The organism is Pseudomonas sp. Z1-14, from assembly GCF_051132005.1.
In the GTDB taxonomy this organism is placed as follows: Bacteria; Pseudomonadota; Gammaproteobacteria; order Pseudomonadales; family Pseudomonadaceae; genus Aquipseudomonas.
This window is the reverse complement of sequence record NZ_CP071646.1, coordinates 3,772,034-3,786,726: the sequence shown is the minus strand read 5'-3', so window position 1 is coordinate 3,786,726 and position 14,693 is coordinate 3,772,034. Positions and strand designations below refer to the sequence as shown.

The following is a 14,693-nucleotide window of genomic DNA, read 5'->3' as shown; positions in this document are numbered from 1 at the left end:
AACGATGGTCCAGCCCACATCGATGTTTAATGTGCCGCAGTCATCGCGAGCAGGCTCGCTCCCACAAGGGCTCCACCATAAGGGGAAGGCCGTGAGGTCTACAGCGGCGCAGGCTGAATGATCTCGACCCAGTAGCCATCCGGGTCCTTGAGGAACGCCAGGCTCTTCATGCGGCCATCGCTCAGGCGCTTCTGGAAGTCGCAGCCCAGCGCTTCGAAGCGCTCGCAGGCGGCAACGACGTCCGGCACCGAGATGCAGATGTGGCCGAAGCCGCGCGGGTCGCTGTTGCCGTTGTGGTAGGCAAACGCCGGATCGTTTTCGGTGCCATGGTTATGCGTCAGTTCGAGAATGCCGGGGATCGACTTCATCCACTCGGTACGCGCCGCGGCGTCTGCCGGGATCTGGCTCTTGTCGACCAGTGCGAGGAAATAAAGGCTGAATTCGGCTTCGGGAAAATCGCGTTTTTCCACCAGCGAGAAACCCAGTACACGGGTGTAGAAATCGAGGGACTTGGTGATGTCCTTGACCCGCAGCATGGTGTGGTTGAAGACGAATCTGGCCGTGGCGGCGTCGGGCTGGGCAGTAACGCCTGGGAAAGTGTCGAGTTCGTGCAGGCTCATGGGCCCTCCGGAAAATAAGTGGGGCAAACGGCGTCGCAACCGGGCTGCGACGGTTCCTGGGCTTGCGTCAGATGGCTTCCTTGCAGGTGCGTCCATGATACGCAAGGCGCGCGCCATCGCCAAACCGCGTGTGGCTATTGCCTGGTGCTGCGGCGGGCTTCAGACTTTACGATTCGTCCTTGAGTGCAACGCAATGATTCGACCTTGTCTTACGCTGTTCATTCTCTTGTCAGCCGGCATTGCGAGTAGCGGTGCCCTTGCGCTCGAACCGCAGGTTGCGTGGCCATCGGGCTGGGTAGTCGAGTCGCTCCCAGCGCCAGCGTCCACACCGGCGAGTGCGCAGTCGATCAGTCGTGAACGCGCGACCAAGAACGATTCCGCGGGTAATGCGGTGATGGTGATGGAACTGACAACCACGCCGGTCGAACCCGATCATCAGGTCAACTTGCAAGGTGTGTTGCTGGAGATGCGAAAATCCGTTCAGAAGGATTTTTTCCAAGGCGGTTATCAAAGCGTCTGCAATAAGATTCATTCTTCCCTGTTGGGCGGGACTGCAGCGCTGGAAACCACTTGCACGATCACGCAGAACGGCAGACACGTGTTGTCTCAAACACTTGTTGCTGCGCTAAAAGAGGGCAGGGCGTATGTGCTGTCCTACGCCGGCCAGGCCCAGGTATTTGTTGAAAGCCAGGAGGAAGTTCAGTCTGTAAGAAATAGCCTGAAATTCTAATGCGTCTAATACTCAAGGCTTGATACTGAAGTTGTCCGGCACAAAAAAGCCCTGAACCAGTCAGGGCTTCTCGATAATGCCGATGGTCAACCGCGCAACCAGGAATCAACGGTTTGAGCCCCGTATTGTTCCTTCCACGCTTTCAGGCCGCGGTGGTTGCCGCCCTTGGTTTCGATCAGCTCGCCGGAGTGCGGGTTCTGGTACACCTTGACCACGCGGGCGCGGCGGGTCTTGGTTGGCTTGACCGCCTGCGGGCCGGCCTTGGACGGCTTCGGATCAAGAATGGCGACGATGTCGCGCAAGCTCTTGCCGTAGGTTTTCATCAGCCCCAGGAGCTTTTCTTCAAATTCGATCTCTTTTTTCAGCCCGGCGTCATTCTTCAGAGATTCCAGCTGTTTGAGCTGCTCCTGAAGGGCCCTTTCGGCTGCACGGAATTCAGCGAGTCTGGACAATATCGTTACTCCAATCAAAATGTCTGGCTGATACAAACCGCCAACAAAGCATTAAGCCAAGCGCTTTGTAGCGACTCGATGATAATGACTTCCTGCTCTCTGGCACAGGCAAAAAAATTGTAGTAGTTAATTCAGAAAGTGTAAATCGTAACTTTTTCGTTATGTAACAGGAACAATTGTTCCAACGCGCTTGGTGTGTATCGGTCAATCGAACGGTGTCGTGGGCGGGCTTTTAGCGGCGATCAGCGCAGCACTGAACTCTTGGCCACTAATAGGCCGGCCAAACAGATAGCCTTGTAGAAAGTTGACGTTGTGAGCCGTCAGGTAATCGCTTTGCTCAACGGTTTCGACGCCCTCTGCGACGATCTCCAACTGCAGTTTTCCCGACAACTCGATGATGCTGTCCAGGATATGGCGTGACAGCGCATCGGCGCCGATCATCGCGACAAAGCTTTGATCGATTTTCAGAAAATCGACGTTGAACTGCTGCAAGTACCCCAGGCTGGAGTGGCCGGTGCCGAAATCGTCGATGGCGATCTTGACGCCCAGATCGTGCAGCAGCTCGAACAATTGGTGGGTCACCGGGCTCGGTTCGATCAGCTCGCGCTCGGTCAGCTCCAGCACCAGCGTGATGACACCCGGTGGGAACGCGGCCAGGAACTCGCGGCAATCCTCCAGCAGCGCCAGGTCCTTGCAGTGGCGGGCGGTGATATTGATACCGACATGAAACGGTGCTTCCAGCAAGGGCGCGAGCGGCGCCAGCAATTGCCTGGTCTGCTGCATCAGTGCCTGGGTCATCGGCACGATCAGCCCGCTGTGTTCGGCGAGCGGGATAAACAGGTCCGGACGCACCAGGCCTTCCTTGGGGTGGTTCCAGCGCATCAGCACCTCAACCCCGGCCCAACGCTTGTCGCCGCCGCGCACCACCGGTTGCAGATACGGCACAAACTCCCCGGCCTCGAGAGCGCGTAGCAGTTCATGGCTGGGGGAGGAGGCGCGTTTCTGTGTCCAATGGGCGAGCAGCGCCGCGATGGCGCCGAAGACAATCAGCAGGCTGAACAGCGGCGGATATTCCCGCGTCATGTAGCGCCAGGTTTCCCCTTCATCGAAGCCGGCTTCGACGTTGAAGGCGTAGCGTGACGAGGCCAACTCGTTGCGAGCTACCGGCTGGGCAGGCGGCGGGGTTTGCCGAACCTTGCCGTCCGCCGCCAGCCAGCTCGGTCCTACTTGCAGCAACAAACGCGTCTCGCCGCCAATCAGGCGCAGGACATTGGCCAGGTGGTAACCGTCCAGGGTCGCCAGTGCCCCTTGCCGGCCCTCGTTGAGCCGGTAGATCAGCAATGCCGTGTCGGGCGTGACCGGGTTGCCGTCCATCAGCCAGAGAGAGCCCTGGTGGTAATTGTGCGGGTTGACCGGCTCCTCGAATTCGCCGAACAGCGAGCTGCAGTACAGCGTGTCGTCCCATATCAGGTTGGTCGAACGGACGAAGGGCCGGCGGGTCACCTGGTCACGCAGGGCCAGTTTTACCGCTTCGCAAGGTTGACCGGCCAGGGGCAGCAGTGCGCGCGCCGCCAGCGCGGTATTGTCGAGCATCAGCTCGACTTGCCGGACCAGCTCTCCCGCGGTCTGGCGGGCCTGCTGTTGCAATGTCCGTTCGGCCTGGATATGGAGAATGCCCACCCCCGAGAGCACCGGCAGCACCCCGCAGAGCAGGGTGATCAGATTGCGGCGGGACCGCTTGCGTATCTGGGTGGCGGACAATGGCATCGGTACGACCTTGTTGAGCCTGGGCGGGAAACTGCGTCGATGATAGACGGCCAGGCGGTTGCGCGCCCGCCGGCCTCCAGGTGGCTTATGGTTGCCGGGCGACTTCGATAAACGCCAGCGTCGCGGGCGAGGCCTGGCGGCTGTCCAGCACCGCGAGGCCGATCTGGCGCGGAACGCGCGGCGACAAGGGACGTACGACAAACCCGGGATTTTCCACGGCCGGCAGCGAACCCTCGGAAACCACGGTCACGGCTTCACCCCGGCTGACCACATCCAGCGTGCTGAGCAGTTGCGAACAGCGATAGCGGATATTCGGCGTGAGCCGGGCGGCGCTGAACAGCCGCCGGACCACTTCCGAGGAGCCGGCCTCGGTGAGTATGAAGGGGTCGTTGCACAGCGCCTTGAGCTCCACGCCGGCGCGCTCGGCGAGGGGATGATCGGTGGGCAGCAGGGCGACCATCTGGTCTTCCATCAAGGCGAACGTATCGAAGCGTTCCTCGGGCAGGACCACGAAACCGACGTCGATCCGTCGTTCATCCAGCCATTGCAGCACTTGCCGGTCCGGCCCTTCATCGATGTGCACTTCGATTCCCGGATGCAGGGTGCGGTAGCGCTGCAGGATGGCGGGCAGCAGTTTCATCGACGACGTCGGCCCGAACGAGCCGATGCGCAGGGTTCCACGGCGCATGCCGCGGGCATCCGCGGCCTCCTGTTGCAGGGTATTGGCCAGGCCGAGCATCGCCCGCGCACGCAGCAACAATTGCTGGCCGATGTCGCTGAGCTCGACGAGGGATTGATGACGCCTGAACAGTTCGACGCCCAACTCCTGTTCCAGGGATTTTATCGCGTGGGACACCGCTGACTGGCCGATGCCCAGGCGTGTCGCGGCCGCGGTGAAACCTTGCAGCTCGGCGACCAGCGAAAAGATTTCGAGTTGGGTGAGAGTCATGAGTAAACGCTCATTTTACGATGATGTTCCATGAGCAGAACAATACGCTATCCCAGCGACACGCGGGACATTGATCAATCGCCTATGTGGTGAACCATGAAAGCCCTGGAACAAACTGCCTCGACACCCTCGGACCTGCCGGTCTACCTCAAGCTTGCGATGGTCACGATGATCTGGGGCGGCACCTTTGTTGCCGGCAGGATCCTTGCCGATGCGCTGACGCCGATGTTCGCCGCCAGCTTGCGTTTTCTCCTGGCGAGCATCGCGCTGTTGCTGTTTCTCGGCGTCGCCGGTATCCCCCTGGCCAGGCCCAGCTTGAAGCAGGGCCTGCAACTGGCCGCGCTGGGGTTCTTCGGGATCTTTTTCTACAACCTGTGTTTCTTCCATGGCTTGCAATACATCAACGCGTCGCGCGCCTCGTTGATCGTCGCGTTGAACCCGGCAGTGATCGGCTTGGCCTCCTGGTGCTTGTTCAAGGAACGGTTGGGCCGCTTTAAAGTCGCCGGTATCGTGCTGTGCATCGGTGGGGCAGGGCTGGTCATCATCAGTCGCGAACCGTCGCTGTTGCAGGCGACGGAACACGCTTGGCGCGGGGATCTGCTGATTTTCGGCTGTGTGCTGGGGTGGGGCATCTATTCGCTGTTTTCCAAAGACCTGAATGAGAGCATGGGTCCTTTGCAGACCGTGACCTGGTCGATCCTGCTGGGCACGCTGATGTTGTGGCTGGCGTGCGCAGCCGGCGGTGAGATCCGCTTCGAGGCATTGCGTGGGCTGGACCTCAGGCAATGGTTGAGCCTGCTGTACCTCGGCGTGCTGGGTTCGGCCCTGGCCTATATCGCCTGGTATCAGGGCATCCGCCGGATCGGTGCGACGCGTTCCGGCGTCTTCATTGCGCTCAACCCGCTGACGGCGGTACTGCTGGGCGCGATGCTGCTCGACGAACGGCTCACTTTATTTATGTACGTAGGCGGCGGGTTGATCCTGGCGGGGATCTTCCTGTGCAACAAACCGCTTGCACGCTCGGCAAAAAAGACGATTTGATACCTGAGGCGGACAAATCCGGTTACGCTGTGTAGAATCGGGTTACGCATATAAGAAATAAGGTCTTCTGGCAGCAGAAGCCTCGCCCGCAATAGCCTTGGGTCGACAATGAAGATACTTGGGTTTCAACTGATCTATGGCGACTTCCTCGCCCGCAGTGTCCGCGGCATTTCCTGCGCGCCGCCCCGCGTCCTCAGCATCACTGGCAACTAACTTTTTTTTGTTAATTGATAAGTTTGATGAGGCGCCGACATGGCAGATCTATACGAAAACCCGATGGGCCTGATGGGCTTCGAATTCATTGAATTCGCATCCCCGACCCCGAATACCCTGGAGCCGATCTTCGAGATCATGGGCTTCACCAAGGTGGCCACCCACCGTTCCAAAGACGTGCACCTGTACCGCCAGGGCGCGATCAACCTGATCCTCAACAACGAACCGCACAGCGTGGCGTCCTACTTCGCGGCCGAGCACGGCCCGTCGGTATGCGGCATGGCCTTCCGCGTCAAGGATTCGCAAAAAGCCTACAAGCAGGCCCTGGAACTCGGTGCCCAGCCGATCCACATCGAAACCGGCCCGATGGAGCTGAACCTCCCGGCGATCAAAGGCATTGGCGGCGCGCCGCTGTACCTGATCGACCGTTTTGGCGAAGGCAGCTCGATCTACGACATCGACTTCGTCTTCCTCGAGGGTGTCGATCGCAATCCGGTGGGCGCCGGTCTGAAGATCATCGACCACCTGACCCACAACGTTTATCGCGGGCGCATGGCCTACTGGGCCAACTTCTACGAGAAACTGTTCAATTTCCGCGAGATTCGTTACTTCGACATCAAGGGCGAATACACCGGCCTGACTTCCAAGGCCATGACAGCCCCGGACGGCATGATCCGCATCCCGCTGAACGAAGAGTCATCCAAGGGCGCCGGGCAGATCGAAGAGTTCCTGATGCAGTTCAACGGCGAAGGCATCCAGCACGTGGCCTTCCTGACCGACGACTTGATCAAGACCTGGGACGCGCTCAAGAAGATCGGCATGCGCTTCATGACCGCACCGCCGGACACCTACTACGAAATGCTCGAAGGCCGCCTGCCGAACCATGGCGAACCGGTGGCGGAGCTGCAATCGCGGGGCATCCTGCTGGACGGGGCCTCGGAGCAGGGCGACAAGCGCCTGTTGCTGCAGATCTTCTCGGAAACCCTGATGGGGCCGGTGTTCTTTGAGTTCATCCAGCGCAAGGGCGACGATGGCTTCGGCGAGGGCAACTTCAAGGCACTGTTCGAATCGATCGAGCGTGACCAGGTGCGGCGTGGTGTACTCACTACCGAGTAAACCCGACAGGTAAAAAAGCCCGCCCGGCAGTGATGCCGGGCTGGCTTTTTGTTGTCGATGCAAGACCCCTGTGGGAGCGAGCCTGCTCGCGAAAGCGCTGTGTCAGTCACCTAAGCCTTCGCGAGCAGGCTCGCTCCCACAGGGGCGGGGGTGGCCTTAAGCCCGGCGCCGCTGCCGCACCAGGTGCCTGAAGCCTTCCAGCACCAGCACGGCCACCGCCAGCCAGATGGGGATATAGGTGAGCCATTCCTCAGCCTCGATGCTTTCCCCCAGCAGCAGCGCCACGCCCAGCAGCAGCACCGGCTCGACATAACTCAACAGCCCGAACAGGCCGAGCGGCAGCAAGCGGCTGGCAACGATGTACGCCACCAACGCCGAGGCGCTGATGACGCCAAGTACCGGAATGAGCAGCGATAGCCACGGGTACTGGTTGAAGACACCAAAGCCTTGCGCACCGCTTTGCACGAACCAGAGGGCCAACGGCAGCATCAGGGCCATGTCCAGCCAGAGACCGCCCAGGTTGTCGGTCCGGATGCGTTTGCGCAGGATGAAATACAGCGGATAGCCCAGCACGACCAACAGGGTCGCCCAGGACAGACCACCGACTTGCCATAGCTCGTTGAACACGCCGAGCGTAGCGAGCAACACGGCGACTTTCTGAAAGCGCGAGAGTCGCTCGCCATAGACGATGCGCCCGGTCAGGACCATCGACAGCGGCAGCAGAAAATAACCCAGCGACACGTCCAGGCTGTAGCCGTTGAGCGGCGCCCACATGAACAGCCACAACTGCGCGCCCATCAACGCCGAAGACGCCATCGCCCCGAGCAGCAGAAGCGGTGTGGCGACCAGCCGCTCGACAAGATCGGCGACGAGCTTCCACTCCCGTGCAACCAGCATGAACGCCGTCATGCAAGGCATCGTCAGCAGCATGCGCCAGCCAAAAATCTCCAGGCCGGTCAGCGGTGCGAGCAGCGAGGTGTAGTAGTACATGACCGCGAACAGGGCGGAGGCCGATACCGATAGAGCGATGCCTTTGGACACTGATGCCTCTTGTTATTGGAATTGCAGCACGGAGTTGTTTACCCGTGCCAAGCGGGAGCAAGCTCCCTCGCCACGGGGTCATGCGTTGAATATTACGACGTATGCGGCACGCGGCCCGGCACGAAATGACTGATGTCGTTGAAGCCCGGCGTCGAAGCATGCCCCGGTGTCACCAGCGAATCGATGAACGCTTCGTCATCCGCGGTGATCCGCACCGCTTGCGCCCTGGTGTACGCGTCCCATTGTTCTTCGGTGCGCGGTCCGACGATCGCCGACGTGACGGCACGGTTGTTCAACACCCAGGCAATGGCGAACTCGACAATGCCGACGCCGCGATCCCGGGTGTATTGCTGGATCTGCTGGGCAATGCGCAAGGATTCGACCCGCCATTCGGTTTCCAGGATGCGCTTGTCCTGGCGTCCGGCGCGGCTGTTGGCATCCGGTGCCACATCGGGTGCGTACTTGCCGCTGAGCACACCTCGGGCGAGGGGGCTGTAGGGCACCACGCCGAGGCCGTAGTTCTGCGCGGCGGTGATCTGTTCGGTTTCCGCCTGGCGGTTGACGATGTTGTACAGCGGCTGGCTGATCACCGGCCGATCGACGCCCAGGCTGTCGGCGATGCGGATCACTTCGGCGATGCGCCAGGCGCGGTAATTCGACAGGCCCCAGTAGCGGATCTTGCCCTGGCGAATCAAGTCGCCGATGGCCGACACCGTGACCTGCAATGGCGTGTTGTGGTCTTCGCGGTGCAGGTAGTAGATGTCCAGGTAATCGGTGCCCAGGCGCGTCAGGCTGGCCTCGATGCCGTTGAAGATATGCTTGCGGCTCAAGCCGCTGCGGTTGGGCACACCGTCCGGCGGGCCGAAGCCGACCTTGGTGGCGAGCACCCACTCGTGGCGCCGGCTGGCAATCGCCTCGCCGACGATTTCTTCGGAACGGCCGTTGGTGTAGACATCGGCCGTGTCGATGAAATTGATGCCCTGGTCCCAGGCCTTGTCGATGATCCGCAGCGAATCCTCGGTGCTGGTCTGTTCACCGAACATCATCGTGCCCAGGGTCAGCGTCGAGACTTGCAACCCCGAATGGCCCAGCGTGCGGTAGCTCATGGACAAGATCCTTTTATCAATGGGAAAGGTCCCATCAAATACCAGAACCGCCGTGTGGATCCAACCGTTTTATCCAAACGGCACAAATCAACTGTGGGAGCGAGCTTGCTCGCGATGGCGGCGTATCAATCGACAAAAATGTTGCCTGACACTTCGCTATCGCGAGCAAGCTCGCTCCCACAAGGGGCCAGAGGGGCATCAGCCCCGCAGGGTGCGCGTCATGCGCAACGCCAGCAGGCTGCCGCAGACAATCACTGCCGCCAGCACATAGAGCGCCGCATCGGTCGAGCCGGTGGCGTCCTTGACCCAGCCCACCAGGTACGGGCTGAGGAAGCCGGCCATCTGGCCCATGGAATTGATCAGCGCCAGACCGCCGGCCGCCGCTCCCGCGCTGAGCAGGGCGGTGGGCACCGGCCAGAACATTGGCAGGCCGGTGAGGGCGCCCATGGTGGCGATGGTCAGGCCGAGGATGGCGATGGCCGGCGTAGTGGCGAAATTGACGGCGATCAGTAGCCCGACCGCACCCATCAGCATCGGCACGACCAGATGCCAGCGACGCTCCTTATGCAGGTCCGCCGAGCGGCCCACCAGCAGCATGAACACCGCCGCCAGCAGATAGGGGATCGCACTCAGCCAGCCGATCACCAGGTTATCGCTGAAACCCAGGTTCTTGATGATTGACGGCAGCCAGAAGTTGATCGCGTACACGCCGCTCTGGATGCAGAAGTACACCAGGCCGAAGGCCCAGATCGCCGGGTTCTTGAATACCGCTGCCAGGGAATCGGTGGTGGTCTTCGGCTTGTTGGCCAGGTCTTCGGCATGGTCGGCGGTGAGCACGGCGCGCTCATGGTCGGTCAGCCATTTGGCATTGGCGAAGGTGTCGCTGAGCAGGAAGAACGCCAGGGCCCCGAGGATCACCGTCGGCACGCCTTGCAGCAGGAACATCCACTGCCAGCCCGCCAGGCCACCCTGGCCAGCGGCGAAATGGTTGAGGATCCAGCCGGAAAACGGGCTGCCGAGCAGGCCGGACACGGGGATGGCCGACATGAACAGCGCCATGATCCGGCCGCGACGGAACGTCGGGAACCACTGCGAGAGGTACAGCACCACGCCAGGGAAGAAGCCGGCCTCGGCCGCCCCGGTGAACAGCCGCAAGGTATAGAACCCGGTCGGGGTGGTGACGAACAGCAGGCAGGTCGACAGCGTGCCCCAGGTGATCATCATCAGCGCGATCCAGCGCCGCGGGCCGAATTTTGTCAGTGCCAGGTTGCTCGGCACGCCACACAGCACGTAGCCGATGAAGAAGATCCCGGCACCGAGGCCGTACACGGTTTCGCTGAATTTCAGCGCATCGAGCATCTGCAACTTGGCGAAGCCAACGTTGACCCGGTCCAGGTAGTTGAACAGGTAGCAGATGAAGATGAAGGGAATCAAGCGCAGGGTAATGCGCTTGTAGACGGTATTTTTTTCGTCGGGGGTAGCCAGGAGGGCTGCTGCGCTCTGGGACATGGCGGGTCTCTCTTTATTATGATTTTGGCGTGCCAAGGGGTAACGTTGACCGCCCCTTGAGTCTCGGCCAGCCTGAGGGCCCGTGTCTTTGTGCCGGGGCACAGGGTTTGGGCGCGGACCCTGTGCGGCTGACCAATCGCGCTGAAGCATTACGCCCAATAACAAGAACCCTGCTCACAAGGAGTCGCCCATGTTCGAACTCGATCACGACCTGGCCCAGGACATCGTCGACCGGGCGATGGCGATTCTGCCCTATAACGTCAACGTCATGGACAACCAGGGCCTGATCCTCGCCAGCGGCGAGCGCGAGCGCATCAATACCCGTCACGAGGGTGCGCAGCTGGTCCTGGCGAATGGGCGGGTGGTGGAAATCGACGAGCACACCGCCGTGCACCTCAAGGGCGTGCAGCCAGGAATCAACCTGCCGTTGATGCTCGACCAGCGGCTGATCGGCGTGCTTGGTATCACCGGCGAACCCGCGCAACTGCGCACCTACGCCGAACTGGTGCGCATGACCGCCGAAATGCTGCTCGCCCAGCGCAACCAGCAGGCCGAGCAACAATGGCGGCGCCAGCGTTGCGATGATTTGCTGGCGTTGTTGCTGGGCGATACCGGGGATTCGCCACGGTTGGTCGACGAAGCCCTGCAGATGGGCCTCAAGCCGCAGCTGTCGCGGGTGCCGTACCTGTTTGAATTGGGCCAGGAGCATGGGCCCGGGCAAACGGTCGAGGCGCTGAGCGCGTGGCTGATGTCGCGCTACCCGGACAGCTGGTGCCTGACCTCATCCAAATCTTCTTTGCTCTGGTGCCGGCCGGTCACGGCTTCGGTGGAGAACGAGCGCTTGCTCGGCAAGCTCGACGGGCTGGGCTGGAACATCCTCAGGGTGGCGGTGGGCGGTCAGGCCGAGGGTCTGACCGGCCTGCGCCGTTGCTACCGGCGTGTGGCGGACCTGCTCGCTTACGGTCGTGATGTCCTGCCGCAGTCGCGTCTGTTGATCCTCAATCGTTATCGCCTGCCGGTGCTGCTCTGGCGTCATCGCAGCGACGATGCGCTGGACGAGTTGCTGACGCCGTTGCGCAAGGTGATGGCCAAGGACAACAACGGACAACTCCTGGCCACCCTGCGCAGCTGGTGCGAACACGACGGCCAGAGCCAGGCTTGCGCCGACGCCCTGGGCATCCACCGCAACAGCCTGCGCTATCGCATGGAACGCATCGCCGAGCTCAGCGGCGTGGACCCGCTGCGGCTGGATGGGATGCTGGCGTTGTATCTAGGCGTCCAACTGTTGCCCCATGATTAAAATTATCCGGCGTGATCCCTTCGCGAGCAGGCTCGCTCCCACATTGGATCTGCTGTGATCCCATATCCAGTAGAAATACTTGTGGGAGCGAGCCTGCTCGCGAAGAGGCCTGCATAGCCAACGACCACCGTCCTTTGTGAAATTGACCAATAATGCCCAAGGAGTTTTGTGCGGCGGACCGGCGTCAGGGCTGCGGTCAGCTGGCAGCATGCTGTGCATCGGAACCGGAGAACAAAAATGAAAATAATCATCGCCCCCGACTCGTTCAAGGACAGTCTCAGCGCCCAGGGCGTGGCGGACGCGATTGCCCAAGGGTTGGCCGAGGTCTGGCCGGATGCGCAACTGATCAAATGCCCGATGGCCGACGGCGGGGAAGGGACGGTGGAGTCGGTGCTGGCGGCGTGCAACGGCCAATGGCGTCGCGCCCTGGTTCGCGGGCCCTTGAGCGCCGCTGTCGAGGCCCGCTGGGGCTGGCTGCCCGACAGCGGCACCGCGATCATCGAGATGGCTGAGGCCAGCGGCCTGCAACTGGTGCCGCCGGGACAGCGCGACGCGTGCTCCAGCAGCACCTTCGGCACCGGCGAACTGATTCGCGCCGCCCTCGATGAGGGTGCCCGTCGCGTGATCCTGGCGATCGGCGGCAGTGCCACCAACGACGGCGGTGCCGGGGCGATGCAGGCTCTGGGCGTGGCGCTGCTGGACGCACAGGGCCAATCGCTGCCGCCCGGCGGCCTGGCCCTGGGGAAACTGGCGCGCATTGACCTGAGCGAGTTGGACCCGCGCCTGGCCGGGGTGCGTTTCGAGATCGCCGCCGACGTCGATAACCCCTTGTGCGGGCCCCATGGCGCTTCAGCGGTGTTCGGCCCGCAGAAGGGCGCTTCTGCCGAGCAGGTGCAGCAACTGGATCGCGCGCTGGGGCATTTCGCCGAGCGCTGCGCCCAGGCGTTGCACCGGAACGTGCGCGACGAACCGGGCAGTGGCGCCGCCGGAGGCCTGGGATTCGCGGCCAAGGCCTTTCTCCAGGCCCGGTTTCGCACCGGCGTGGAAGTCGTTGCGCAATTGACCGGCCTGGCCGAGGCGATCAACGGGGCCGATCTGGTCATCACCGGCGAAGGCCGTTTCGATGCCCAGACCCTGCGCGGCAAGACGCCTTTTGGCGTGGCCCGCATTGCCCGGCGCCAAGGTGTACCGGTGGTGGTCATTGCCGGCACGTTGGGGGAGGGTTACCAGGCGCTGTATGAGCATGGCATCGATGCCGCCTTTGCCCTGGCGAACGGGCCGATGACACTTCAAGAGGCCTGCACCGATGCGCCACGCCTGTTGGCCGAGCGCGCGCGGGACATCGCCCGGCTCTGGCGCGTGGCGGCCCGCTAGATCGGCCGTGCCGGTGCCGACGATGAGGCACCGGCCCCGGAGTTTGCCTCACGGACATTGACCCGCCCGCGCACCCTGCGTAGCCTTGCGCCTTCGAGGTTCTTTGGCGTACGCCGAAGCTAAGAAGGGAACGCGGTCCAAGCCGCGGCTGCCCCCGCAACTGTGAACGGTGCTGTTTCTGCAAGGCCACTGTGCATGCCCTTTTTCAACGGGCGCACGGGAAGGCGCAGCAAATTGTCGGTCCAGGCTTTGTATGAAGCGTGGACCGGCCCGCCGTCAGCCAGGAGACCTGCCTCGACAACAGATTCTCACTACAACCGTGCGGGGTGATCCGGTGGCGAAATCTTCCGCGCGCGTCTGTGCCAGCGGTTGTCGTCCCGTTTGCCCGCCACCTTGCCAAAGGGCATCCGATGAAAACACTGGCCAAACTCCCCGTCACCATCGTCACCGGTTTCCTCGGCTCGGGTAAGACCACCTTGCTGCGGCACATGCTCGACAACGCCCAGGGCCGGCGCATCGCGGTGATCGTCAACGAATTCGGCGAACTCGGTATCGACGGTGAGATTCTCAAGCAGTGCTCCATCGGTTGCACCGAAGAAGAAGCCAACGGCCGGGTCTACGAGTTGGCCAACGGTTGCCTGTGCTGCACCGTGCAGGAAGAGTTTTTTCCGGTGATGCGCGAACTGGTGGCCCGTCGCGGCGACCTCGACCACATCCTCATCGAAACCTCTGGCCTGGCCCTGCCCAAGCCCTTGGTCCAGGCCTTCCAGTGGCCGGAAATCCGCAGCGCCTGCACGGTCGATGCGGTGATTACCGTGGTCGACAGCCCGGCCGTGGCCGCCGGTACTTTTGCCGCGTTCCCCGACCAGGTCGATGCCCAGCGCAAACTGGACCCGAACCTGGATCACGAATCGCCGCTGCACGAGCTGTTCGCCGATCAACTGGCGAGCGCCGACCTGGTGATCCTCAACAAGGCCGACCTGATCAGCCCTGAAGACCTGGCAAAAGTCCGCCTGGAAGTCGCCGAAGAATTGCCGCCAGCGGTCAAGGTCATCGAAGCCAGCAGCGGTCGCCTGCCGCTGGACGTGCTGATCGGCCTGGGCGCAGGCTCCGAGGAGCACATCGACAGCCGCCACAGCCACCACGATCACCACCATGACGGTGATGATGACGACCACGATCATGACGCCTTCGACTCGATCTCCCTCGAACTGCCCCAGGCCGATGAAAGCCTGCTGCTGGACGCGCTGACGCAACTGGTGATCCAGCATGACGTGCTGCGGATCAAGGGTTTCGCGGCGATCCCGAACAAGCCGATGCGCTTGTTGATCCAGGGCGTCGGCACGCGCTTCGACAAGCATTTCGACCGCCAGTGGGGCGCCGACGAAGCGCGGGTGACGCGGCTGGTGCTGATCGGCCAGGCGCTGGATGCCGGGCTGCTTGAAGCGCAGCTGCGCGCCGCCCTCAGCGTCTAA

At 62.0% G+C, this 14,693-nt stretch carries 13 protein-coding genes and 1 riboswitch; of the genes, 6 read left to right on the top strand and 7 right to left on the bottom strand.

All coding sequences use genetic code 11. The annotated features are described in order from the left end of the window. Window positions 1-98: 98 nt before the first annotated feature. Window positions 99-620, bottom strand: coding sequence for a lactoylglutathione lyase (gloA, locus tag J3P89_RS16935; RefSeq protein WP_434694995.1), 522 nt, complete (start codon window positions 618-620; stop codon window positions 99-101). A gap of 193 nt (window positions 621-813) precedes the next feature. Between gloA and J3P89_RS16930 the strand changes: the two genes are divergently transcribed. Further along, entirely contained in the window at window positions 814-1,350 is a 537-nt protein-coding gene (locus tag J3P89_RS16930; protein WP_434631382.1) for a DUF4946 domain-containing protein, read from the top strand. An 86-nt stretch (window positions 1,351-1,436) separates the two neighbouring features. On the opposite strand, the gene J3P89_RS16925 is transcribed toward J3P89_RS16930, so the two are convergent. The 3 genes from J3P89_RS16925 to J3P89_RS16915 all read right to left on the bottom strand — a co-directional run bounded on the left by J3P89_RS16925 (window position 1,437) and on the right by J3P89_RS16915 (window position 4,518). Then, a complete protein-coding gene (locus J3P89_RS16925; RefSeq protein WP_434631379.1) occupies window positions 1,437-1,802 on the bottom strand; it encodes a histone-like nucleoid-structuring protein, MvaT/MvaU family in 366 nt (121 codons plus the stop codon). A 204-nt stretch (window positions 1,803-2,006) separates the two neighbouring features. Continuing rightward, complete coding sequence (locus tag J3P89_RS16920; protein ID WP_434694994.1) at window positions 2,007-3,569, bottom strand: EAL domain-containing protein; 1,563 nt, start codon at window positions 3,567-3,569, stop codon at window positions 2,007-2,009. A gap of 85 nt (window positions 3,570-3,654) precedes the next feature. After that, complete coding sequence (locus tag J3P89_RS16915; protein WP_434694993.1) at window positions 3,655-4,518, bottom strand: LysR family transcriptional regulator; 864 nt, start codon at window positions 4,516-4,518, stop codon at window positions 3,655-3,657. A 96-nt stretch (window positions 4,519-4,614) separates the two neighbouring features. On the opposite strand from J3P89_RS16915, the gene J3P89_RS16910 reads away from it, so the two are divergent. Both J3P89_RS16910 and hppD read left to right on the top strand, forming a co-directional pair. Beyond that, the gene (locus J3P89_RS16910) at window positions 4,615-5,559 is read left to right on the top strand and encodes a DMT family transporter (RefSeq protein WP_434694992.1); all 945 of its coding nucleotides are present in this window, start codon (window positions 4,615-4,617) and stop codon (window positions 5,557-5,559) included. Between the two features lie 252 nt (window positions 5,560-5,811). Further along, the gene (gene hppD / locus J3P89_RS16905) at window positions 5,812-6,888 is read left to right on the top strand and encodes a 4-hydroxyphenylpyruvate dioxygenase (RefSeq protein ID WP_434568898.1); all 1,077 of its coding nucleotides are present in this window, start codon (window positions 5,812-5,814) and stop codon (window positions 6,886-6,888) included. A gap of 156 nt (window positions 6,889-7,044) precedes the next feature. Here hppD and rarD read toward each other — a convergent pair whose 3' ends face one another. The 3 genes from rarD to J3P89_RS16890 all read right to left on the bottom strand — a co-directional run bounded on the left by rarD (window position 7,045) and on the right by J3P89_RS16890 (window position 10,544). Further along, window positions 7,045-7,929: an EamA family transporter RarD gene (rarD, locus tag J3P89_RS16900; RefSeq protein ID WP_434694991.1), complete on the bottom strand. Its 885-nt coding sequence runs from the start codon at window positions 7,927-7,929 to the stop codon at window positions 7,045-7,047. Between the two features lie 92 nt (window positions 7,930-8,021). Next, window positions 8,022-9,035: an aldo/keto reductase gene (locus J3P89_RS16895; protein WP_305495332.1), complete on the bottom strand. Its 1,014-nt coding sequence runs from the start codon at window positions 9,033-9,035 to the stop codon at window positions 8,022-8,024. A 198-nt stretch (window positions 9,036-9,233) separates the two neighbouring features. Continuing rightward, entirely contained in the window at window positions 9,234-10,544 is a 1,311-nt protein-coding gene (locus J3P89_RS16890) for an MFS transporter (protein WP_434624456.1), read from the bottom strand. Window positions 10,545-10,734: 190 nt separating this feature from the next. Between J3P89_RS16890 and J3P89_RS16885 the strand changes: the two genes are divergently transcribed. From J3P89_RS16885 to cobW, 3 genes are all read left to right on the top strand, one after another. Continuing rightward, the gene (locus J3P89_RS16885; protein ID WP_434694990.1) at window positions 10,735-11,844 is read left to right on the top strand and encodes a sugar diacid recognition domain-containing protein; all 1,110 of its coding nucleotides are present in this window, start codon (window positions 10,735-10,737) and stop codon (window positions 11,842-11,844) included. A gap of 237 nt (window positions 11,845-12,081) precedes the next feature. Further along, the gene (locus tag J3P89_RS16880) at window positions 12,082-13,218 is read left to right on the top strand and encodes a glycerate kinase (RefSeq protein WP_434694989.1); all 1,137 of its coding nucleotides are present in this window, start codon (window positions 12,082-12,084) and stop codon (window positions 13,216-13,218) included. A 79-nt stretch (window positions 13,219-13,297) separates the two neighbouring features. Then, a riboswitch (cobalamin riboswitch) is annotated at window positions 13,298-13,529 on the top strand. A gap of 99 nt (window positions 13,530-13,628) precedes the next feature. Continuing rightward, window positions 13,629-14,693, top strand: a complete 1,065-nt coding sequence (gene cobW / locus J3P89_RS16875) for a cobalamin biosynthesis protein CobW (RefSeq protein ID WP_434694988.1) — start codon at window positions 13,629-13,631, stop codon at window positions 14,691-14,693.

What these genes read in the sequence shown, in the direction of transcription:
- J3P89_RS16915 (WP_434694993.1), bottom strand. Translation starts at nt 4,518, where the DNA reads ATGACTCTCACCCAACTCGAAATCTTTTCGCTGGTCGCCGAGCTGCAA.
- cobW (WP_434694988.1), top strand. Translation starts at nt 13,629, where the DNA reads ATGAAAACACTGGCCAAACTCCCCGTCACCATCGTCACCGGTTTCCTC.
- J3P89_RS16880 (WP_434694989.1), top strand. Translation starts at nt 12,082, where the DNA reads ATGAAAATAATCATCGCCCCCGACTCGTTCAAGGACAGTCTCAGCGCC.
- J3P89_RS16895 (WP_305495332.1), bottom strand. Translation starts at nt 9,035, where the DNA reads ATGAGCTACCGCACGCTGGGCCATTCGGGGTTGCAAGTCTCGACGCTG.
- hppD (WP_434568898.1), top strand. Translation starts at nt 5,812, where the DNA reads ATGGCAGATCTATACGAAAACCCGATGGGCCTGATGGGCTTCGAATTC.
- gloA (WP_434694995.1), bottom strand. Translation starts at nt 620, where the DNA reads ATGAGCCTGCACGAACTCGACACTTTCCCAGGCGTTACTGCCCAGCCC.
- J3P89_RS16930 (WP_434631382.1), top strand. Translation starts at nt 814, where the DNA reads ATGATTCGACCTTGTCTTACGCTGTTCATTCTCTTGTCAGCCGGCATT.
- J3P89_RS16910 (WP_434694992.1), top strand. Translation starts at nt 4,615, where the DNA reads ATGAAAGCCCTGGAACAAACTGCCTCGACACCCTCGGACCTGCCGGTC.
- J3P89_RS16920 (WP_434694994.1), bottom strand. Translation starts at nt 3,569, where the DNA reads ATGCCATTGTCCGCCACCCAGATACGCAAGCGGTCCCGCCGCAATCTG.
- J3P89_RS16890 (WP_434624456.1), bottom strand. Translation starts at nt 10,544, where the DNA reads ATGTCCCAGAGCGCAGCAGCCCTCCTGGCTACCCCCGACGAAAAAAAT.
- J3P89_RS16885 (WP_434694990.1), top strand. Translation starts at nt 10,735, where the DNA reads ATGTTCGAACTCGATCACGACCTGGCCCAGGACATCGTCGACCGGGCG.